Below are 21,380 nucleotides of genomic sequence, written 5' to 3'. Positions count from 1 at the left end.
CGGCACCTGCCGCGCTCGACCCGGTCGAGCCCGGAGCCCGCCCCGCATGAGCGCCCTAGGCCTCGGCTCTTTCGTCCCTGCCGGCGATCGACTTGCCGCTGGTTTCGGCATGGGTGCCTTTCTGCTGATGACGGCGCTGCTGGAGCGGATCGGGCCCTTCGCCGGACAGGCAACAGAGGTGACGCGGGCGCACGCTCAGGAGCGCGAGCGCCGCCCTCCCGCCAAACGCGGGCGGGCGGCGGTCCGGTTTGGCAGGAAGAACAGGGCCCGCCCCTCGACCAGAAACGCGATGCCGAGCCGGGCACCGAGGATCATGCCGCCGACCGCGAGCGGCCAGGACAGCGCCATCAGCGAGCCGGCGGTGATCCCCTGGCCGATGGTACAGCCGCCGCACAGCACGCCGCCGGCGCCCATCAGCACCGCGCCCAGCAGATGGCGTTTCATCTCGCGCGCATCGTCGAAGGCTTCCCAGCGGAACTCGTCGCTCGCCTGCGCGGCGGCGAAGGCGCCGAGGATCACGCCGGTGATCGAGCCGGTGCCGAAATTCAGCAGCGTCGCGCCGTCGAGCAGCATCCCGTGCAGGGTGATCGCCACCGGAGAGACGAAGGTCAGACTCTGTGGCCGTGCCGCCTGCAGGAACTCGTCGACCAGATATTGCGTCGCCAGCCACCCGCACACGACGCCAGCGCCGAGCACGACCCCCGCGACGAGCAGGCGGCGGGCCTTGCGCAGGCGCGCATCGGTCACGGCAAGGGCGATGAGGATGGCCGCGCAAGCAGTCGCCAGAGCCGCGCGGCTGGACAGGCCGAGCAAGGGGTCGACCAGGCCCGGCAGGTCCGCCTGGCCGGAGCGTGGAAAGACCAGCGCCCAGGCCTCGCCGAAGCCGATCCGGTAGGTCGCCAGCGTACCGCGCAGCATGGCGTAGGCGGTCACCCCGAAGACGAGGAGCACGACCAGGCTGCGCAGATCCCCCGAGCCGAGCCGGACACAGCTGCCGAAGGCGCAGGTGCCGACCAGCGCCATGCCGAGGCCGAACATCACCCCGCCCAGCCCGATGCCGATCCAGGGCAGGGCTCCGGGGACATAGGAGGTCGCCTGCGGATCGAGCAGCCCGGTGAGGACGAGGAACTGCGTTCCCGCGAGGGCGATGCCGAGGGCGAGGCCGAAGACACGCAGACGGCGCGTGTCGGAACCGACCAGCGCGTCCTCAAGGGCACCGAAGCTGCACAGGCGGGCGCGGCGGGTGGTGAAACCCACGGCCGCGCCGATGGCAAGGCCAGCCAGGGCGGCCCACCACGCATTGAGATCATCCATTGCGCCCGGTCCTCCCGTACCATGGCTCCCGCGGGCATTGGTGCCCGTCCGGCCGGCGCTTATGTGGCTCAGTCTTCCTTGGCGCTGCAGAAAATCTCGTAGATCACCCCTATCAGCCGCCGCACGTCTTCGTCGGCGAGGCTGTAATAGACCGTCTTGCCGTCGCGGCGCGTGGTGACAAGGTCGTCGAGCCGCAATCGGGCCAGTTGCTGCGACACGGTCGGCTGGCGCAGCGACAGGATGTTTTCGAGCTCGGTGACGGAGCGCTCGCGCTCCGCCAGCAGGCACAGAAGCAGCAGCCGGTTCTCATGCGAGACGGCCTTGAGAAAGTCGCTGGCCTCGCGCGCATTGCGCATCAGGCGGTCAAGCTCGGGCGAGACCTCCGGGCCGTCGCGCAGCTCGTCCTCTATGCGTTTCGAGACAATTCCGGTCATCACCACGTCGCTTTCAACTCCAGCTTAACGGACTCTCACCCGGCGCAACAGCGTCACGGTGTCTGGGGCAGTTTCTTGGTCATCGCCGCGAGCAGCCCCCAAAAGGCCTCCTCCCCGGCATAGCCGGGAATGCGTGCGATCTCGCGCCCATCCTCCACAAGCACGAAGGTCGGGGCGAAACGCACGGGGGCGGCAAGATCGGCGAGTGCCGCGTCCTCATCGCCGAGCGCAACCCGGCGCAGCGGCGCGAGGCGGCCTTCCTCGGTGCGGGGATAGATGGGCGCGATCTCGCGCTCGAAACGCTGGCACCAGACGCAGCCCGCCTGTTCGAACACCAGAAGTTCGGCCGCCGACGCTGCATCCGCCAGCGCGCCGCACGCCACCATGCCGGCCGCGATGCCAAGGGCGATGCGGGCCAGAGCCGCGCGGCGCCGTTCGCTCATCTTGCCGTGAAACCGTGTCTGCATGATCTCCGCCGGGTGACGTTGCCTCGCCTTCGTTATATAAACGCATTCGAATATGAATTCGATGGTCAATCCGCCGCAGAGCGGAGCGGGCCGGGGGAAATGCCGTGTCGCTCGATATAACGCTGCCGGGCGCCTTCGGGGCCGGCCTCCTTTCCTTCGCCTCGCCCTGCGTGCTGCCGCTGGTGCCGGCCTATCTCGGTTTTCTCGGCGGGGCGGGACGCGGCCTCTCTGGCGAGGGGGCGACGCGCGGTCGGCTGATCGCGCTTTCGGCCACCTTCGTCGCCGGCTTTTCCAGCGTCTTCATCCTGCTCGGCGCCACCGCCTCGCAGCTCGGCCAGTGGCTTGCCGTGCACGCGCCGGTGCTGACGATCGTGGCGGGCGCGATGCTGATCCTGTTCGGTCTGCATTTCCTCGGCCTGCTGCGCATTCCGCTGCTCTACCGCCGGGCGGCGCCGGATGTGGCGCGCGCGCCCGCCGGGCTCGCCGGCGCCTATCTGGTCGGGCTGGCCTTCGGCTTCGGCTGGACGCCCTGCGTCGGGCCGATCCTGTCGATGATCCTCATCATCGCCGGGACCGAGGATTCGCTGGCCAAGGGCGTGCTGCTGCTGTCCGCCTATGCCGCCGGGATCGGCCTGCCCTTCATCGCGGCGGCGGCATTCTCCACCGGCTTCCTGCGCTGGTCGGCAGCGATGCGCTCGCGCCTCGGCCTGGTCGAGAAGGCCTCCGGCGTGCTGCTGGTCGCCACCGGTGTCGTCTTCATCGGCGGCTGGATGCCGCAATTTTCCGCCTGGTTGCTCGATGCCTTCCCCACACTCGGCGCGATCGGATGAGGCGCGCCCGCGATGGAGCCGATCATGGATACTCGCCTGAACCGCCGTAGGTTCACCCTCGCCGCCGGCGCGGTGCTGCTGGCGCCAAATGCTGCCGGAGCGGCCACCCGTCTCGGCGATGACGGGCTGTATGTGCAGGACTGGTATATCGAGAGCTTCCTCGACTTGGCCGAGGATTTCGCGGCGGCGAAGGCGGCGGGAAAGGGCTTCGCGCTGCAATGGAGCCAGCGCGGCTGCCCGCTTTGTAAGCGGCTTCACACCGAGTATTTCGCCGATCCCGCGATCGAAACCTATGTGCGCGACCATTTCAATATCGTGCATCTCGACATTTTCGGCGCGCGCGAGGTGATGGGCGTCGACGGTGTGACGCTCTCGGAGAAGGCGCTGGCGGGGCACTACGCTGTTCGCGCCACGCCCACCTTCCAGTTCTTCGGCGTGCGGAACGGCCGGGTGGTGGAGGTGGCCCGGCTGCCGGGCCTGCTGCCCAAGCCCGAATTCCTTGCCATGTTCCGTTATGTCGAAGCCGGTGCCTATGACAACTCCGGCTTCGAGGCGTGGCTGGCGGCGCAAAAGGCGCCCTAAGAGCTACTTGTTGACCGGCGATTCCGGGTCGAACAGATAGGCGACGACGTCCTTGATCTGCTGCTCGCTCAGCACGCCATTGACGCCGAAGCGCGGCATGCTGGAACAGGCGAGCGAGGCCTGCGCGTCATAGACCTTGGCGAAGGCCGCCTTGGCATCCTCGGGGGCGAAATTGCGCTCGCGGCCGTAACCGGCGAGGCTGGGCCCGAGCGTGCCATAGCTCACTTCCTTCGGGTCGAGCTGGTGGCAGGCATAGCAATTGCCGCCGCTCACCGTGCCCGGCGGATCGCTGAACTGGCCTCCGCGCCCGTTCTGGGCGACCTTGGCACCCTCCTTCCAGTTACCGAGGACCGAGCCTTGGGGGAAGGTGATCCGCTCCTCCTCCGCCTTCATGATCGCGCTCGCCTGTTCGGGCGAGGGGTTGTTGCGGGTCAGCGAGCAGATGCGCTGCGTCTCGTCCTGCTGGAGACGGACCTCCCAGCCCTCCGGCAGCTTGGTGAAGCCGGCCTTGACCACCGCATCGACCCGCGCGGGATCGACGGCGGGTGCCTTGGCCGCTTCCTGCGCGGCGGCAGCGAGCGGGGAGAGCAGAACCGCGCCGGCCAGTGCCGCGCGCGTCAGAAAGGTGTGAACGGTCATCTTCGCCTCCCTCAACGCTTGATCGACGGCACTTTGAGCTCACCGCCCTCGGCCTGTTTGGTCAGATAGAGGGTGAGCGCGGTCACGACGTCCGAGCCATAATCGGGCGGGGGCATCCGCATCTGCCGGTAGCAGTCCCACATGCGGTGCTGCATGGTGCGCAGCGCGCTCTGCGAGACGCGATAGGTCGGCCAGGTGCCCATGGTCAGCTGCGCGTCCTTGCCCGGTATGTCGAGCTGCGGCAGCGCCTGCAGGCGGATGCGCTTTCCCGCGTCGCCATGGCAGGTGGAGCAGGAGAAATCATTGATCGAGGAGCGGCGGAAGAACAGCGCCTCGCCGATCGCGTACATCTCCTGTTCCTGCGGCGTCGCCAGCGCGACATCGATTTTCATGCCGTCCGACTTGTTGGCGATGAAGGCGACGAGATCCTCCATGTCGGAGGTCCGGCCAGGGCCGGAGAATGGCTTGGCGACGATGGGCTTGGTGTCGAGACCCTGGATGGTCTGCATGCACCAGAGCAGGCGCTGCTCGAGGTCCATCACCTTGCCCGAATCGGCGAAATAGCGCGGCAGATGGGCGTAGGCGCCTTCCAGCTTGCCCGGTCCCTCGCCGAGATCGCAGCTCTCCAGCGAGACGTTCTTGGTGCCGCGCGGCTCGCTCCACAGCGCCTCGCCGCGATCGACATTGAGGTAGCCCGGATTGGCCATCGGGTCCTCGATCATCTGACGGTAGCGCTCGATTTCCTTCTCACTCTCGTCCTCGGCGGCCTGCGCGGCGGTGAGGATGACGGGCAAGGCGAGGAGGACGAGGGCGAGGCAGCCGGTGATGAATCGCCGCATCGGCTGACAGCTCTCCTTGAGTCGTATCGGTTCCTTGGGCATGTGCTTCCCCAGCTGTTGAGCCGCCTCCCACCCTTCTCGCGCGAGTGTTGAAGCGGTCTCTGTGGCGAGCGATGATAGGCTTTGGCGATCGCTCGATAGGTCACTTTACATTCAAAAAATTTAATATCACAATATGTATGTTCGCTGCCGGCCAAAATGGTCCGCTGACGACGAAATCAAAGCAAAAACAAAGCGCTGGCGCTCGACGCCAGCAGGAGGACGCCTGATGCAACTTCGCAGTTGGACTCCGTCGCGACGGGAAACCATGGGGCTTGGACTGACCGCCCTGCTGGCGGCGGCACTGGCGCCGTGCCTCGTCATGGCGACCGAGGAAGCGGTCGCCGCCGAGCTCAAGAAGCTCTATGGCGACAAGCCGATGGCGGACGGCAAGATCAAGCTCGATCTGCCCGAGATCGCCGAGAACGGCCTTGTCGTGCCGCTCAATGTCGACGTGGAAAGCCCGATGACCGATGGCGACTACGTCAAGGCGGTCCACGTCTTCGCCGACGGCAACCCGCTGCCCCAGGTCGTGACCTACAAGTTCACGCCGCAGTCGGGAAAAGCGGCGGCCTCGGTCCGCATGCGCCTCGCCCAGACCCAGAACGTCATCGCTGTAGCCGAAATGTCGAATGGGACGCTCTACACGGCAAAGGCGCAGGTGAAGGTCACCATCGGCGGCTGCGGCGGCTGAGCGGCGTGTCCCGCCTTCGGGCCGCGTGACACGACTTCAGGGGAAACGACAAGGAAACGCCAACATGGCCATCAAGTCCAAGCCGCGCGTCAAAGTGCCTTCCGAGGCCAAGGCCGGCGAGATCGTCGAGATCAAGACCCTCATCTCGCACGAGATGGAGACGGGACAGCGCAAGGATTCCACGGGAAAGACGATCCCGCGCGCCATCATCAACAAGTTCACGGCAAGCTTCAACGGCAAGACGTTCTTCGAGGCGGACTGGTTCACCTCCGTCTCGGCCAACCCCTATCAGGCGTTCTTCTACAAAGCGTCCGAATCGGGCGAATTCACCTTCACCTGGAAAGACGACGACGGATCCGAGCAGACAGCGAGCGCCAAGCTCACCGTCGCCTGATCCGTCTGCGTCGGCCACATGCCGGCGCCCAGCAGGGAAGATTCGCCAGATGATCTCACGCCGCGATTTCGTGATCGCCGCGATGGCTGCCGGTATGCTTGCATCCGGCGCCCGCGGCGCCTTCGCCCAGGCGGCCCGTTCCGGAAAGATGACGCAGGACGACATCCTGCGCTTCGATCCCGTGGGCACGCTGACCATCCTGCACACCACCGACCTGCACGCGCAGCTCGAACCGATCTATTTCCGCGAACCCTCGGTCAATATCGGCGTGGGCGACGCACGCGGCCTGCCGCCGCACCTCGTCGACGAGGCTTTCCTCGCCTACTACAAGATCGCCGCCGGGGGGCCGGAAGCCTATTCGCTCACCAGCCTCGATTTCGACGCGCTGGCTGGCACCTATGGCCGCATGGGCGGCGCCGACCGCATCGCCACGCTGGTAAAGGCCATTCGCGCTGCGCGCGGCGATGGCAATGTCCTGCTTCTCGATGGCGGCGACGGCCTTCAGGGCAGCTGGAGTTCGCTACAGACCAAGGGCGAGGACATGGTGCGCGTCTTCGGCGCGCTCGGTCTCGACGCGATGGTCGGCCATTGGGAGTTCACCTATGGTGCGGAGCGGGTACAGGAAATCGTCGAGAAGGCGCCCTTCGCCTTCCTCGCCCAGAACATCCGCAGCGCGGAATGGCAGGAGCCGGTCTTCGAGGCGCGCAAGATGTTCGAGCGCGGCGGCGCCAAGGTGGCCGTCATCGGCCAGGCCTTTCCGCGCACGCCGATCTCCAATCCGCGCTGGATGATCCCTGATTGGGAATTCGGCCTGCGCGAGGAGGACCTGCAGAAGCAGGTGGACGACGCACGCGCCGCCGGTGCCGATGTGGTCGTGCTGCTCTCGCATAATGGCTTCGATGTCGACCGCAAGCTCGCCGGCCGGGTGAAGGGCATCGACGTCATCCTCACCGGCCACACGCATGATGCGCTGCCGGCGCCGGTCATGGTCGGCTCGACGCTGCTCATTGCCACCGGCTCGCACGGCAAGTTCATCTCGCGGCTCGACCTCGACGTGAAGGACGGCAAGGTGGCCGGCTTCCGTTACGGGCTGCTGCCGGTATTCTCCGACGCCATCGCCCCCGACCCGGAGATGACGGCGCTGGTGCGGGAGATCCGCGCGCCCTTTGCCGCCGATCTCGGCCGTGTGGTCGGGCGAACGGGCAGCCTCCTCTACCGGCGGGGCAATTTCAACGGCACCTTCGACGACATGATCTGCCAGGCCATGCTCACCGAGCGCGACGCCGAAATCGCCCTCTCGCCCGGTTTCCGCTGGGGCGGCACGTTGCGACCGGGGGATCCGATCACCTTCGAGGCGATCGCCAACGCCACCGCCATCACCTATCCCGCCTGCTACCGCAACATGATGACCGGCCAGCAGCTCAAGGATGTGCTGGAGGACGTGGCCGACAACATCTTCAACGCCGACCCCTATTTCCAGGGCGGCGGAGACATGGTGCGCGTCGGCGGCGTCGGCTACGCCATCGCGATCGACCAGCCCATGGGCAAGCGCATCAGCGACCTGACGTACCTCAAGACCGGCCAGCCGCTGGACCCGTCAAAGACCTATGCCGTCGCCGGCTGGGCCAGCGTGAACCAGGGCGTGGAAGGCCCGGCGATCTGGGAACTGGTCGAGCGCTACGTCGCCGCGACCGGGACTGTCGACATCGCGCCGATGGCGTCGGTCAAGGTGTCCGGTGCGTGAGGCAACGACGATGGGACCTATGCGCGCCCTAATTATTCACAAATATGAATGTTATTATCCGTCCGGGAGGGTGCGATGACCCAAACCAAATCGGGATCGCCGGTCGACCGCCGCCGCTTCCTCACTCTCGCCGGCCTCGCCGGTGCCGGCGCCGCGGCCGGCGTGCGACCTGCCGCCGCCGAGGCGACGCCTGACCCTGATATCGTCAATCTGCCGCCCTGGACGCAGGCGCTCGGTGCCGGGGTGAACAATCACCCTTACGGCATACCCTCGCCCTTCGAAAAGGATGTCGTCCGGCGGGAGGTGACGTGGCTCACCGCCAGCAGCGAAAGCTCGGTGAGCTTCACCCCGCTCTATGCCCTCGACGGCATCATCACCCCGAACGGACTGTGCTTCGTGCGCCATCATGGCGGCGAGGCGGAGATCGATCCGGCGCGCCACCGCTTCATGATTCATGGACTGGTCGACAAGCCGCTGGTGTTCACCATGGAGGACATCAAGCGCATGCCGGGGCGCACCAACCGGGTCTATTTCCTCGAATGCGCCGCCAATAGCGGCATGGAATGGCGCGGTGCCCAGCTCAATGGCTGCCAGTACACCCACGGCATGATCCATAACGTCGTCTATACCGGCGTGCCGCTGCGGGCTTTCCTCGAAGCCGCGGGGGTAAAGCCTCGGGGCAAATGGGTACTCGCCGAGGGGGCCGATGCCTCGGCCATGACGCGCTCCATCCCGCTGGAAAAGGCAATGGACGACTGCCTCGTCGCCTGGGCGATGAATGGCGAGGCGCTGCGCCCCGAGCAGGGCTATCCGCTGCGCCTCGTCGTGCCCGGCTGGGAAGGCAATATGTGGATCAAGTGGCTGCGCCGCATCGAGGTCGGCGACCAGCCCTGGGGCCAGCGCGAGGAAACATCGAAATATACCGACCTGCTCGCCGATGGCCGCTCGCGCCGCTTCACCTTCATCATGGACGCCAAATCGGTCGTCACCAGCCCGAGCCCGCAGGCACCACTCATTGCCAAGGGGCCGAACGTGGTGTCCGGCGTCGCCTGGTCGGGGCGCGGCACCATCACGCGGGTCGACGTCTCCCTCGACGGCGGCAAGAACTGGACGACCGCCCGCATCGAGGGGCCAGCGCTGCCGCGCGCGATGACGCGCTTCTATCTCGACGTCGACTGGAACGGCGAGGAATTGCTGCTGCAATCCCGCGCCATGGACGATACCGGCTACCTGCAGCCGACCAAGGCGGAGCTGCGCGCCGTGCGCGGCGTGAACTCGATTTACCACAATAACGGCATCCAGACCTGGCTGGTGCGCAGCAACGGGGAGGCGGAGAATGTCGAGGTCAGCTAGATCCTGCGCGATCGCGGGGACATTCGTTCTCGCCTTTACCGGACTCGCGACGGCGGATGCGGTGAAGCTCGGCCGGCCGGCGCTGCCGGAGGAGATCAAGGCGTGGGACATCGACGTGCGCCCGGACGGGCTCGGCCTGCCCGAGGGCAAGGGCTCGGTCGCCCAGGGCGAGGAATTGTTCCAGAACAATTGCGCCGCCTGCCATGGCGAATTCGGCGAGGGGGTCGGCCGCTGGCCGGTTCTCGCTGGGGGTCAGGGCACGCTGAAATCCGAACGGCCGGAGAAGACCATCGGTTCCTTCTGGCCCGACACCTCGACGGTTTTCGACTATGTGCACCGTGCCATGCCCTTCGGCGCCGCCCAGACACTTCAGCCCGACGAGGTCTATGCGATCGTCGCCTATCTCCTCTATCTCAACGACGTGGTGCCGGACGACTATGTGCTCTCGAAGGAGAACTTTCCGACGGTGGCGCTGCCCAACCGGCCGAACTTCTACGACGATGACCGCGAAACCACGGAAAAGGCGTTCTGGAACGCCGCGCCCTGCATGAAGGACTGCAAATCCGCCGTCGAGATCACCAGCCATGCGGCGGTGCTCGATGTCACGCCCGATGCCGGGAAGGAAGGCGACAAGCCCGCCGGCGCGGTCGAATGAGGCCGCTGCGGCACGCCTGCCGTTGCATCCGACACAAAGGAGGAGAACGCCATGCCCAAGCTGGAGTTGAACCGTCGGACCGTGATGGCCGGCCTTGCCGCCGGCGGTACCGTGCTCACCACCGGCAGGGTCGGAGCCGCGCCCGCGCAGGTTCAGCTTGAGGATATCCAGAAAGATGCCGAAGTCGCCTGCCTCTATCACTGCGACTATGGCGACCCCGACCGTTTCGCCCAGACGCTGAATAACATCGGCAACCATTATTCCGTCTACGGGGCGGATCCCTTCGCCTTGCAGATCGTGCTGGTGGTGCATGCCGGCGGCATCAAGTTCTTCCTCGACAGTCTCGACGGGACGATGTGGGCCGATGAGACGCTGCCGCCCGAACTGTTCGCCCGCGCCGAGGCGATCTCCAAGAGCGGGCTGAAGGTCTATCTCTGCGAGATCACCTTCAAGCGGAACCAGCTCGACCTCTCCCGGGCCAAGCGGGCCGACTTCATCTCCTTCGTGCCCTCGGGCGTCGCCACCTGCGCCGCACTCCAGGGCAAAGGCTTCGCTTATATGAAGGTCGGCTGAGGAATGGCGGCACTCAGCCGGCGCGCCTTTCTGGGCAGCGTCGCCCGGAGCCTTGCGGGCTCGACGGCCATCGCGCCGCTGCTTGCCGTCCCGGCGGTGGCGCGCGGGGCACGGCCGAAGCTGGTGATCGTCGGGGCCGGCTTCGGTGGAGCGGCGCTCGCCAGCGCCCTGGCCAACGGGCCGGAGGGTCCGCTCGACATTGTGATGGTGGAGCCCGAGCCCGGCTATTTCGCGCTCTGCCAGTCCAATCTGGTGCTCGGCGGGCTGAAGAACTCGCCCGCCCTCTGGTTCACCTATGAGGCGCTGGCTCACCGAACCGGCACGCGCCTCCTTCAGGGCCGTGCCGAGCGGATCGATCCGGAGAGCCGGACGGTGCGGCTGGAGGACGGCACGGCCCTGCCTTTCGATGCGGCCGCCCTGGCACCGGGAATTGGCCTCGACTATGGGAGCGTGCCCGGCTGGAGCCGCGCGGCCGCCGAGGTCCTGCCGCATGGCTGGATCGGCCGCGCCCAGTTCGACCTGCTCGACCGGCAGCTCGCGGCCGTGCCCGACGGCGGCACCATCGTCATCCTGCCGCCGCCCGACCCCTCCCGCTGCCCGCCGGCTCCCTATGAGCGGGCCTCGATGATGGCACACCGCCTGCGCGCCACCGGGCGCGGCAACTGCCGGATCGTTCTGCTCGACGGCAAGGAGCGCTTCGCCAAGATGGCGCTCTTTCTCGATGGCTGGGAGCGCTACTATCCCGGCATGATCGAATGGCTGCCGCCGTCGATTCACGAGGGGATCGAGGAGGTCGACCCCACCACGCGCACCGTGCGGGCGGGGTTCGGCATCTACCGTGACTGCGCGCTGGTCAACGTGATTCCAGCGCAGACGGCCGGTGCCCTTGCCATGCGATCCGGGATCACTGATCGCTCCGGCTTCTGCCCGATCCGCCCCGACGACATGGGTTCCACGCTGGTGCCGGAACTCTTCGTGCTGGGTGACGCGGCGCAGGCCGGGCCTCTACCGAAATCGGCCTATGCGGCCGTAAGCCAGTCCCCCGTCGTCGCCGCGGCACTGCGCGCCCGCCTGCTCGGGGAGGCCGCCCCACCCCCCACCTATGCCAGCTTGTGCTGGAGCCTCCTCGCGCCCGGCGACAGCGTCTCGACAGAAGGCAGCTATGCGGCGGTCAACGGCGTGCTGAAGGAGGTGGAGAGCTCCGTCTCTGATCTCAGAGAGCCGCGCGAGAAGCGAGCCGCGAATGAGCGGGAGGGCGAAGCATGGTTCAAATCGGCCGGCAAAAGGCTATTTGGTTCCTCCGGCCGCCCCTGATCCGCGCCCCGGAGAACCTCGACGCCTTCATGGAGTTCTACTCTCCTCCAAGCCTGGAATTGGAGCCGGCCGGATGTCGTCCCGCCCACCTTGCCCTGCGTGATCTTGAGCTGCGTGCACGCATTCACCGAGCGGATGTAGTCGCGGGTGGTCAGGTGGATGCCGCCCTTCACCATCGACGCGCTTCGCCGAAAAGCCCGCCCATGTCATCCAGCAGATCGGAGACGGTAGAGCGAACGACCGCGGCTTTCCCGCCCGCTGACCCGAACGGCATCTATCCCAGGGGCCTCGGCCGCTGGCCGGACACGGCCCAACGAACAGAGCGTCACCGGCGCCCCTTAACGGCATGCCGCAGGCGGTGCATGGCCGCCTGCGGCTTTGGCGATATTCGAGGATCAGGCGAGGCCGTCCGACGCATGCAGCGCGCTGGCGACGGACACCGTTTCTGCCGCGGCTGCATCAGCCGCGTCGAGAAGGGCCTGCCATTCGGCCAGCGCCGACGCATCCTTGGCCGCGATGTCGTCGATTGACATGTCGGCCAGCGTCACGCCGTCAAGCGTATAGGTTTGGTTATTGCCGGCAATGTCGATGACGACCGAGCCGTCGACTTCCGAGACCGAGAAGCTCTGCGCCGACATCCAGCCGAAATCGAGCGTATCGGTGCTCGGCTCGAAGGCGAGCACGGTGTCGGTGCCCCAGGCCCAGGTGATGGCGGTGGTGGTGCTGGCGCCGTCGCCGGTGTCGCCGCCATCGCCGTTGCCGGTGTCGGTATCGGTGTCGCCGTCACCGTTCCCGGTATCGGTGTCGCCGCCATCGGTATCGCCGCCGTCCGTGTCGCCGTCGCCGGTGTCGGTATCCCCTTCGTCCGTATCGCCGTTGCCGGTATCGCCGTTGCCGGTATCGCTGTCACCGCCATCGGTGTCGCCATCACCGTCCGAAGATCCCGAACCGGAGCTGTCGGTCACCGTTTTCAGGATCTCGGCAAAGGCATAGGTATCCTGAACGATGCCGCTGCCGGTCGGCGAGACATAGCCGGTGGCCGAGCCATTGTCCCGGCTGAGCGACCACATGGAGATGCCGGCGACGCTGTCATTGGCCTGGGCAAAGGCGACGAGCTGCTCGGCATCCTCCAGCGTGAACACCTCGGAGGTGACATCGTTGATGCCGATCATCACCGTGATCACGAGCGGGCTGTCGAGGCCGATCGTCTCCATCTGGGCGAGAGTCGCCAGCGCGGCGGAAATGGCGTCATTGCCCATGTCGCCCGTGTCGTAATACTCGCCATAGTCCATCGCCATGATGTTGACACTGGCGATCTCCACCCCCGCCGCCATGGCGGCGGTGAGCAGGTCGATGCCGTCCTGGGTCAGGCCGACGGTGAGCACCGGCAGGGTGAACGAGACTTCCAGTTCGGGATTGGCCGCCTGCAGCAGCGCCAGCGCCTCGTTGCGCAGCGCGTTGGCCGCGTCATTGGCGATCGCCGATCCCTCAATGTCGAAGTCGAGCCGGGTGACGTGATAGCGGTCGATGATCTCCTGATAGGCGGCGGCGAGGGCTTCGGCGCTGGAGAAGGTGAGTGCGCCTTCCTGGCCATTGGCGCCGCCGAGCGAGATCGTCACCTCGACGCCCCGCGCCTGCAGCGTCTCGATCTGCGACAGGATGGTGGTGCCGTTGGGCAGCGTGTCCGCAGCAATCGTGCCGATGCCGCCCCAGCCGAGCGTGTCGGTGCCAGAGGACAGGACGAAAGCCAGTGTGACCGCACTCAGCCCGGCGGCGTCGACGATCTCGACAAGGTTCTGGCTGCTCGACAGCGACATGTCGATATAGGGCGAGAAGGTCTTGTCGCCCGCGCCCGTGCCCTCGGCCGCAGTGCTGACGCTGAGCACGTCGGAGGCCTCGGACGCGCCGGCCTCGTCGACCGCGACGATGGTGAAAGCGTAGGACGTGGAGGGTTCCAGCCCGGTGACCTTGTAGTAGGTCGAGGAAGTGGTCGCGATCAGCACACCGTCCTGGTAGATCTGATAGGCGCTGACCGTGCCGACGCCGTTCACTTCAGCCGCATCCCACACCAGCACGGTGGTCGTGTCGGAGGTGCCGGCGGCGTAGAGATCCTCGGGGGCGTCCGGCACCACGGGCGTGGTGTCCATGTAGCCGACCAGGGTCCAGACCGAGCCGCCGGCGGAGGGGTCTTCGCCCTGCGTCCACCAGCCGGCCTGGTACACGAGATTGCCGATGCTGACACGGTCGCCTGCCGTATAGATGTCGCTGGCCGACCAGGCGGCTGCATAGCCGGCATCGGGTTCGCCGTCGCTGCCGCCATCGGAGTCGCCCCCGCCGTCGGAATCGCCATCGCCGGGCTCGCCGCCGTCATCCGTGCCGTCGCCGCCACCTGCGGCTTCGAGCGCGGTCTGCCAGGCCAGAAGGGCCGAAGCGTCGCGGGCGGTGATGTTGTCCAGCGTCAGATCGGCGAGCTGGACACCGTCCAGCCTGTAGGTCTGGTTGTTGGAAGGAATGGAGATGACGACGGAGCCGCCGACCTCCGAGATGGTGAAATTGGTAGAGGAAAACCAGCCGAAATCGAGCACGTCGGCAGCTGGGTCAAAGTCCAGTACCTTCGCAGTGCCCCACTGCCATGTAATCGTTGTCGTTACACCGGAGTTAGAAGACATGGGAACCTCTTGATAAGTAATACAACCCACAGTAGCGAGCCATTAGATAGATCGGATTTCCGGAATGTCTGCTGCACGGCCCGGTGCTAAAATACACTTGGCGCACCAACGCATCATGTCAAATCGGTGGCTGTGCGGTCGTTTTCAGTAGGTTATATTTTATAAGCAGGATCTTCACTTGATATTGGAGCCGCGCGAGCGGCGCGCGTGACTTGCGCGAACATCATTCTCGCGTCGATGACATTCGATTGCTCGGGGAGCGTTCGTTTGCGGCCTCCGGCGTGGCGCGCGCCGCTAATCCTCGCGGAAAGCCCGCGCCATCTGGTCGGTCAGCGGCTTCGTGAGATAGCTTAGCGGCGTGCGCGCGCCGGTCACGACGAATACATCCGCCGGCATCCCCGGCACCAGGGTCTGCTCCGGGCGCAGCAGTGCCAGCTGGCCGGGATCAATGCCGACCTTAAGCGCATAATAGGCGGCTCCGGTCTGCGGATCGACCAGGCGATCGGGCGAGACGACGAGAAGCGCGCCTGACAATTCTGGTGTGGAATGCTGGTCAAAGGCGGCGAGGCGGACACGGGCCGGCTGCCCGGCGCGGATCCGGTCCACCGAAGCCGGGTCCGCCCGTGCTTCCACGATCAAGATCTCATTGTCCGGCACGATTTCCATGACCACGTCTCCCGGCTTGATGACACCGCCGAGAGTGTGGAAGGCGAGGCCGTTCACCCGGCCGCTCACCGGCGCGCGGATTTCCGTGCGTTTGAGCTTGTCGATGGCGGCGATGCGCTCCTCGATCTGCTCCTGCACATTGGCATCCGCCTCGCGCAGCTCGGTCAGCACTTTTTCGCGCGTGTCGCGCTCAAGCTCCAGGATCTGCAGCTGCAGCTGGCCGATGCCCTGTTCGATGGCCGCCTTGTCAGCAAAGCGCCCGGCGATGGCGCCTTCCAGCTCGGCCTGCTGGCGCTCCAGGGCAAGAAGCCGGGTCGTCGGCATCAGGCCCTTGGCGCCGAGCGCGCGGGCCGCCTCCAGCTCCTTTCCGATCAGCGCGTACTGGCGCAAGGCCGCCTCCCGCTGAGCTTCCAGACCGCCGATCTGCTCCCGGCTTTGCGCAATGCCGGCCTCGAGGCGGGCCACCTGGGCCTTCAATGTCTCGCGCCGGGCCTGAAACAGCCGCTCCTGCCCGGTGAACACGCGGTCGGCGATCTCCGCGCCCGTCTCAGGCGGCGCGATGCCGTCGGCCGGCAGACCGTTGCCGGCGAGATCCGCCGCGGCGTCGGATGGTATGGCATTCGCCCATTGCCGGTCTACCGCCACCATGGCGTCGAGCATCGCCGGCCGCGTCATGGCCGGTGCATCGTCGCGCTCGGCCTTGAGGCGGGCCTGCCGGGCGAGGGCCTCGTAGAGCCGGTTCTCGACGATCGCCCGTTCGGCGGCATGGCGGGTCGCATCGAGACGTATCAGCAGGTCGCCCGCCTTGACCGATGCGCCATCGCGCACGGCGAGCGCGCTGATGATGCCGCCATCCAGATGCTGGACAGCACGTGTTCTTCCTTCCGTGACCAGAATACCGGGAGCAACCACCGCGCTCTGCAGCATGGCGAGGGCTGACCAGATGCCGAAGCCAAGGACGATGCCGATGCACACAGCGGCGCCAAAGCGCAGGTGGCCGGCAGGATCGTTCGGGTCATGAGCCGCGCGGGAACTGGCGGCCCGTCGGCGCCGCCCGAAGAGCGTCCGGCCTGCGGCGCGCTCCGGCGTTGTTGAGGGCGCCGGCGAAGGCTGGGCGGGCGAGAGAGCCGCGCCGTCATCCGAGGGGCCGGGGGTCACTGGGCACGCTCCGTCGCAACCGCCGCCCTTGCCACCGCCTCGGCGGGCGGCTTCATCAGGTCGCGCAGCACCGCTTCCTTGGGACCGAGCGCGGCGATGCGTCCCTCCTTCAGCACCAGCGCCCGGTCGCAGGCGGCAAGTCCGCTGGCGCGGTGGGTGATGACGATCACGGCGGCGCCGCGCTTGCGGGCGGCCAGCAGCGCGGCCGTCAGCGCGGCATCGCCCTCCTGGTCGAGACTGGCGTTCGGTTCGTCGAGCACGATCAGGCAGGGGTCGCCATAGAGCGCCCGGGCGAGCGCGATACGCTGGCGCTGACCGCCGGAAAGCGCCGCCCCGCCCGGCCCGAGGCGGGTCATGTAGCCGTCGGGCAGCTTCAGGATCATGGAGTGGGCCGCCGCGGCCTGGGCGGCGCGGAGGATATCCTCGTCCCGGGCGCCGGGCTGATGCCGGCTGATCGCCTCGCGCACGGTGCCGCCGATAAGTTCCACATCCTGCGGCAGATAGCCGATATGCCGGCCGAGCCTGTCGGCATCCCACTGATCCAGCGTGGCGCCGTCCAGCCGCACACTCCCGCTCATCGGACGCCACAGCCCGACGATGAGGCGCGCGAGGGTGGACTTGCCCGAGGCGCTCGGCCCGAGAATGCCAAGGCCCTCGCCGGGTTCAAGCTGGAAGCCGATGCCCTCCAGCACCGGGCGGCGGAGCCCGGGCGGCGCCGCCATGATGTTGGCGAGGGAAAGACGGCCGGCGGGCGTCGGCAGATCCATCTTCGGTCCGGCGCCGGCATCAAGGGCAAGCCGGCCCTTCAGTCGCGCCAGCGCGGCCCGGGCGCCGGCCATGGCCTTCCACTGGGCCACGATCTGGTCGATGGGCGCCAGCGCACGGCCGAGCATGATGGACGACGCGATCATGATGCCGCCGGTCGCCGCCTGCTCAATGACAAGCACCGCCCCGATCGCCAGCGTCGCCGACTGCAGGAAGAGCCGGAAACCGCGCGAGACGGCGGCAATGCGGGCGGCCGCATCGCCGCCGGTGCGTTCGGTGGCCCGCGCGCGCGCCAGCGACCCGCCCCAGAGCCCGGCCACATGGGGCCGCATGCCCAGAGCTGTCACAGCCTCGGACGAACGGCGGGCGGCTTCCAGCAGCGCGCTCGCCTGCGCCCCCTCCCCGGCCGCTCGGGCCATGGGCAGGCGCGTGAGGCGATCGTTCAATATGGCGAGCGAGACCACCACGGCGACGCCCAGCAGGCCCATGAGCCCGAGCGACCAGTGGAGAAGCCCCAGCACGACGAGATAGAGCGGCACCCAGGGCAGATCGAACAGCGCCAGCGGCGCGGGTCCGCCGAGAAAGCGGCGGATCGTGGCCAGGTCCGCTGTCGGCCGCCCGTCGGTCGCCTGCCCCTCGAACGCATCGGCAATCTCCCGGCGAAAAGCACGCTCTGAGAACTTGGCCTCCAGCCGGTCGCCGATACGTGCCAGGACCCGGCTGCGCGCATAGTCGATCATGGCGAAGGCGATGTAGAGCACCGTCGCGATCAGGCCGAGTACCCACAGGGTCGGCAGCGACCGGCTGACCAGCACCCGGTCATAGACCTGAAGCATGAAGAGTGGGCCGGTGAGCATCAGGAGATTGGTGACGCCGCTGAATACCCCCACGCCGATGAGGGCGTGCCGACTGCCGGCGAGGGTGGTGCCGGCGACGTCAGGGCCGGGGCGTGACGGGGTGAAATGTGCCGGGCGCGCTGTCATCGACATGCTCCGGACGGCGCCAACCCAGCGGTCGTCCCGAGGCACATCAAGGGGTTGCGTACACTCATTCGTGGATGTTCTTCACCTTGGCCCGCCGAGCAAAACTATGGCGTGCGCCGCTGGCGCGGTGCAAGGGCACCATCATGGCCCAGCCGGATGACAGCCGCTTATATTTCATAAGCGCGCCCGCCGGCATCGGGCGCCTCATTTCAGGTCGCTAAAGAGCTTGACCTCGGTGATGCCGACCGGGACCGTCTCGGCACAGGGGTCGTAGGAGATCGACAGGAGCGTTTTGGGCCCGAAACGACGGATCCGGATGGTCCATTCATGGCGAACCGCGATGTCGACCACGATATCGGTGTGTCGGTCGCTCACGCCGCTGACGAGGGCCAGCTTGCCGGAATCAACGTCGCGCCTGAGAGCCTGGTTCGCCAGCATCAATCCGGATTCGTTCACGAGATGGCGTTCCAACGACTTGCCCTGCAACTGGTACATGCCCGGCCAAAGGGCGCGATAGCCGCGCGATGCCGCCATGAAGCGTATACCGTCCAGATCATAGAGCGCCATGACCCCGGGCTGGCGCTCAGTGAACACCCGCTCCAGCGTCACCTCGCCGACACTCGAGCTGGCGATCATCTCGTCGATCCGCTTCAGCAGTTCGGCCGAGGGTCTGTCGCGCCCGGTTTCCCAATAGGATACCGCTGCCTGGGACACGCCGAGCATGTCGGCGAGGGCAAGCTGCTTGATGCCGCTCAGCCGACGCCAGTCTCGCAGCCTCCGGGCGAAAGCAGCGTTATCTTCCGACATCAGCCCAGCATCCCCTGCCGAGAGCCCTACGGCCCTCCCGCATCTGCGATCATGGCGGCGCCTGTTCCGGGGTGTCAACCGGCTTCGGGGTCTCTGGCGCTGCCCTCATCACCAATCCGGTTTGAAGATCATTCTGGCCCACCTGAGAGGGCCAGAGATGAGGCGCAGCCGCTTCACGGAAGAACATCTGTCAAACGGCATTGGAACGGGCCCCTGATAGGCGCGCAATAGGGACCCCTCTGGGGATGGGCTCGGTCGGGCTCAGAGCCTGTTCTTGAAGCGCCCGTGACGTTGCCGGCTCGACGATGTCGCAGTGGCGGGTGAGGCGGTCGAGCGGCCCGTGCTCATCTTGGCGTCGCCGAAGACCCAGGGCCATTCGCCAAGGCGAGGTTGGGGGTGACGATGATCGCGCTCTGCTCGTAGAACCTGCTGATCAGGTGGAACAGCAATTGGCCACCGGACTGGGCGAAGGGGAGATACGGCAAGAGCGTCGCCTTCGGCGGGCGGCTGCTCGCTCATCATGGTCATCTTCCCTCGCTGATGGCGAGATAGATTCCATGAGAACGAAAAGGGACCAACTGGAATTGCGGGATCGGCCTGTGGAGACGGGCGCGCGGCGCTGGTGCAGCGGCTTGGAAGAGGCCTTCAAACCGGCTTCAGCGCGTGGCCATATGATCCTTCGCGAGTGGCCATCGGCTTTTGCGCGCGACATCAGCCCCGCCTGAACCCGTTCGATTTCCGAAGCGGTGGCGACAAGGTGGCGACAGCGACCACAGCCCGAAGGCTGACAGCCCTTACCAAATCTCATTAAACGCTTGATTTTTCTCGTTGAAAATGGCGCGCCCGAAAGGATTCGAACCTCTGACCCCCAGATTCGTAGTTCAGAAACGGCGCTTTTCTGTTGTATCCCGTAGCCCTACAAACTTTTTCTATTTGCGTTCAACATGCTGAATATACTACACTAATCGCATTCAGTCGTGCAATAGCGAAAAAGGCCCTCCAGACACGCCCGTCCGCCAAAACCGTTTCAAAAACCGTTTCAGAAGATGGCATCTACGCTATGGCCGATATACGTTTCCAGCTGAACGACAAGGCCATCGAGCGCCTCCTTGCGCCCGAAAGCGGGCGCTACATCGTCCGCGATACCGAATTGAAGGGCTTCTTTCTTGTGGTGGGCCCGCGGAAGAAGACCTTTACGGTCCAGGGAGACCTTAGAGAGGAGGGCAAACGGGCATCCACAGTCCGCGTCGCAATTGGCGATACGTCGGAAATGTCGACGCGGGCCGCGCGATCGGTGGCAAAGGAATATCTGGCACAGATCAGCCGGGGCCAGCATCCCAAAGCCGAGGAGAAGACGACGAAAGCGACGTCGGCTGCCCATATTCCCGCATCAGAAACGTCGAACTCTGTCGGCATTACACTTCGGCAGGCTTGGGAGCGCTATAAAATAGCGATGACGCGCAAAGGGCGAAGCGATCGGACTATCGAAAGCTATCGAGATCATATCGAACGCGTTTTCGCCGAATGGCTCGATTTGCCGCTGATCGACCTCGGCAACAACCCGGCAAAGGTGGCTGCAAAGCACGATGCGGTCACCACGGCGAATGGCCCCTACATCGCCAATGGCTGCATGCGAACGCTGCGCGCGGTCTATAATCACGCACGCAAGACCAACCGGGAGCTTCCTGCCGACAATCCCGTCGGCAGCATCGATTGGAATGGCGAAAAGCGCCGCAACACGGGGATGGGTCTGGCTGACCTTAAGGCTTGGTTCATCGAACTGGCTACCATCGACAATCCGATCCGGCGCGAATTTCACCTCTTCACGTTGTTGTCCGCGTGCCGGCCCGCGGCATTGAAGGAAGCCAAGCCGTCCCACATCGATTGGCGTCGGCGCGTACTGCATGTGCCAAAGCCGAAGGGAGGCGCTGATCGCGCCTTCGATATTCCGTTGTCTCGACAGATGATCAACTGCTTGATACGCGCGCTGCGCTTTGGCCAGTTGATGCACCCACGGGAAGCTACCAATTGGATTTTCCCTGCGGACAGCGCAGACGGACATCTTGTCGAGCAGAAGGAGGACCGTGAGACGCTATCGAAATGGGGCAACGAACTGCGCCAGACGTTCCGCACTGTGGCAACGCCCGCGGGCGTCTCGGAATTGGACGCCCGAATGCTGATGAATCACTCCATTCCGGGAGTTAACGCCGGATATATCACCCGCCACAAGCTGCTTGAGGATCACCTTCGTAGACAGCAACAGGCGATCAGCTCCACAATTTTCGGCACTCTGGGGGATACCATCGCCCAGGAAATGAAAGTCGCTGCCTGGCTTGGTCCCGGCGCCACTCGCCGTGCCATTTTCCTTGCGAGGGAAGAATTCATGGGCCGCGAGGTTACCACTGCTGCGCTGCGCCGCCGGACGGCATAACAGGATTTTCCGCCTTCACGCGAACGTTGC

The 21,380-nt window shown here is 66.1% G+C and carries 19 protein-coding genes and 1 pseudogene; 10 read left to right on the top strand and 10 right to left on the bottom strand.

Annotation, left to right across the window (positions count from 1 at the left end; all coding sequences use genetic code 11):
• Positions 1 to 195: 195 nt before the first annotated feature.
• The 3 genes from J2S75_RS07750 to J2S75_RS07740 form a co-directional block, all read right to left on the bottom strand.
• On the bottom strand, positions 196 to 1,314 hold the full coding sequence (locus J2S75_RS07750) for a YeeE/YedE family protein (protein ID WP_307019252.1): 1,119 nt from the start codon (positions 1,312 to 1,314) through the stop codon (positions 196 to 198).
• Between the two features lie 68 nt (positions 1,315 to 1,382).
• Positions 1,383 to 1,748, bottom strand: coding sequence for an ArsR/SmtB family transcription factor (locus J2S75_RS07745; protein WP_307019251.1), 366 nt, complete (start codon positions 1,746 to 1,748; stop codon positions 1,383 to 1,385).
• Positions 1,749 to 1,801: 53 nt separating this feature from the next.
• The gene (locus tag J2S75_RS07740) at positions 1,802 to 2,215 is read right to left on the bottom strand and encodes a thioredoxin fold domain-containing protein (protein WP_307019250.1); all 414 of its coding nucleotides are present in this window, start codon (positions 2,213 to 2,215) and stop codon (positions 1,802 to 1,804) included.
• A 104-nt stretch (positions 2,216 to 2,319) separates the two neighbouring features.
• On the opposite strand from J2S75_RS07740, the gene J2S75_RS07735 reads away from it, so the two are divergent.
• Positions 2,320 to 3,045, top strand: a complete 726-nt coding sequence (locus J2S75_RS07735; protein ID WP_307019249.1) for a cytochrome c biogenesis CcdA family protein — start codon at positions 2,320 to 2,322, stop codon at positions 3,043 to 3,045.
• Between the two features lie 24 nt (positions 3,046 to 3,069).
• A complete protein-coding gene (locus tag J2S75_RS07730) occupies positions 3,070 to 3,627 on the top strand; it encodes a SoxW family protein (protein ID WP_307019248.1) in 558 nt (185 codons plus the stop codon).
• A 3-nt stretch (positions 3,628 to 3,630) separates the two neighbouring features.
• On the opposite strand, the gene soxX is transcribed toward J2S75_RS07730, so the two are convergent.
• Complete coding sequence (gene soxX / locus J2S75_RS07725) at positions 3,631 to 4,266, bottom strand: sulfur oxidation c-type cytochrome SoxX (protein WP_307019247.1); 636 nt, start codon at positions 4,264 to 4,266, stop codon at positions 3,631 to 3,633.
• Between the two features lie 11 nt (positions 4,267 to 4,277).
• Positions 4,278 to 5,147 (bottom strand): sulfur oxidation c-type cytochrome SoxA, encoded by an 870-nt coding sequence (gene soxA / locus J2S75_RS07720; protein ID WP_370874101.1) that lies wholly within the window; start codon positions 5,145 to 5,147, stop codon positions 4,278 to 4,280.
• A gap of 226 nt (positions 5,148 to 5,373) precedes the next feature.
• On the opposite strand from soxA, the gene soxY reads away from it, so the two are divergent.
• The 7 genes from soxY (at position 5,374) to J2S75_RS07685 (ending at position 11,871) form a co-directional block, all read left to right on the top strand.
• Positions 5,374 to 5,838 (top strand): thiosulfate oxidation carrier protein SoxY, encoded by a 465-nt coding sequence (gene soxY / locus J2S75_RS07715; protein WP_307019246.1) that lies wholly within the window; start codon positions 5,374 to 5,376, stop codon positions 5,836 to 5,838.
• Between the two features lie 64 nt (positions 5,839 to 5,902).
• Positions 5,903 to 6,232 carry a thiosulfate oxidation carrier complex protein SoxZ gene (soxZ, locus tag J2S75_RS07710; RefSeq protein ID WP_307019245.1) on the top strand — a complete coding sequence of 110 codons (330 nt, stop codon included), beginning with the start codon at positions 5,903 to 5,905 and terminating at the stop codon, positions 6,230 to 6,232.
• 49 nt (positions 6,233 to 6,281) lie between these two features.
• Positions 6,282 to 7,976, top strand: a complete 1,695-nt coding sequence (soxB, locus tag J2S75_RS07705; protein WP_307019244.1) for a thiosulfohydrolase SoxB — start codon at positions 6,282 to 6,284, stop codon at positions 7,974 to 7,976.
• Positions 7,977 to 8,051: 75 nt separating this feature from the next.
• Positions 8,052 to 9,329, top strand: a complete 1,278-nt coding sequence (gene soxC, locus J2S75_RS07700; protein WP_307019243.1) for a sulfite dehydrogenase — start codon at positions 8,052 to 8,054, stop codon at positions 9,327 to 9,329.
• Entirely contained in the window at positions 9,313 to 9,984 is a 672-nt protein-coding gene (locus J2S75_RS07695) for a c-type cytochrome (protein WP_307019242.1), read from the top strand. The genes soxC and J2S75_RS07695 overlap by 17 nt, the downstream gene beginning before the upstream one ends.
• 51 nt (positions 9,985 to 10,035) lie before the next feature.
• Entirely contained in the window at positions 10,036 to 10,557 is a 522-nt protein-coding gene (locus J2S75_RS07690) for a DsrE family protein (protein WP_307019241.1), read from the top strand.
• A 3-nt stretch (positions 10,558 to 10,560) separates the two neighbouring features.
• On the top strand, positions 10,561 to 11,871 hold the full coding sequence (locus tag J2S75_RS07685; protein ID WP_307019240.1) for an FCSD flavin-binding domain-containing protein: 1,311 nt from the start codon (positions 10,561 to 10,563) through the stop codon (positions 11,869 to 11,871).
• Between the two features lie 395 nt (positions 11,872 to 12,266).
• Here the strand turns inward: J2S75_RS07685 and J2S75_RS07680 are convergent, their stop codons facing one another.
• The 5 genes and pseudogenes from J2S75_RS07680 to J2S75_RS07660 all read right to left on the bottom strand — a co-directional run.
• A complete protein-coding gene (locus J2S75_RS07680; protein WP_307019239.1) occupies positions 12,267 to 14,540 on the bottom strand; it encodes a fibronectin type III domain-containing protein in 2,274 nt (757 codons plus the stop codon).
• A gap of 294 nt (positions 14,541 to 14,834) precedes the next feature.
• Positions 14,835 to 16,364: an HlyD family type I secretion periplasmic adaptor subunit gene (locus tag J2S75_RS07675; RefSeq protein WP_307019238.1), complete on the bottom strand. Its 1,530-nt coding sequence runs from the start codon at positions 16,362 to 16,364 to the stop codon at positions 14,835 to 14,837.
• Positions 16,361 to 18,112 carry a type I secretion system permease/ATPase gene (locus J2S75_RS07670; protein WP_307019237.1) on the bottom strand — a complete coding sequence of 584 codons (1,752 nt, stop codon included), beginning with the start codon at positions 18,110 to 18,112 and terminating at the stop codon, positions 16,361 to 16,363. The genes J2S75_RS07675 and J2S75_RS07670 overlap by 4 nt, the downstream gene beginning before the upstream one ends.
• Positions 18,113 to 18,316: 204 nt before the next feature.
• Positions 18,317 to 18,919, bottom strand: coding sequence for a helix-turn-helix domain-containing protein (locus tag J2S75_RS07665; RefSeq protein ID WP_307019236.1), 603 nt, complete (start codon positions 18,917 to 18,919; stop codon positions 18,317 to 18,319).
• A gap of 261 nt (positions 18,920 to 19,180) precedes the next feature.
• Positions 19,181 to 19,404: pseudogene (locus tag J2S75_RS07660) on the bottom strand (ATP-binding protein); the annotation flags it as partial.
• 575 nt (positions 19,405 to 19,979) lie between these two features.
• Between J2S75_RS07660 and J2S75_RS07655 the strand changes: the two are divergent.
• Positions 19,980 to 21,350: an integrase family protein gene (locus J2S75_RS07655; RefSeq protein WP_307019235.1), complete on the top strand. Its 1,371-nt coding sequence runs from the start codon at positions 19,980 to 19,982 to the stop codon at positions 21,348 to 21,350.
• Positions 21,351 to 21,380: the final 30 nt, after the last annotated feature.

It is taken from the genome of Ancylobacter polymorphus (genome assembly GCF_030813495.1).
GTDB classification, from domain to species: Bacteria; Pseudomonadota; Alphaproteobacteria; order Rhizobiales; family Xanthobacteraceae; genus Ancylobacter; species Ancylobacter polymorphus.
The sequence above is the reverse complement of the archived record's forward strand: the minus strand, read 5'-3'. Positions and strand labels throughout refer to the sequence as shown.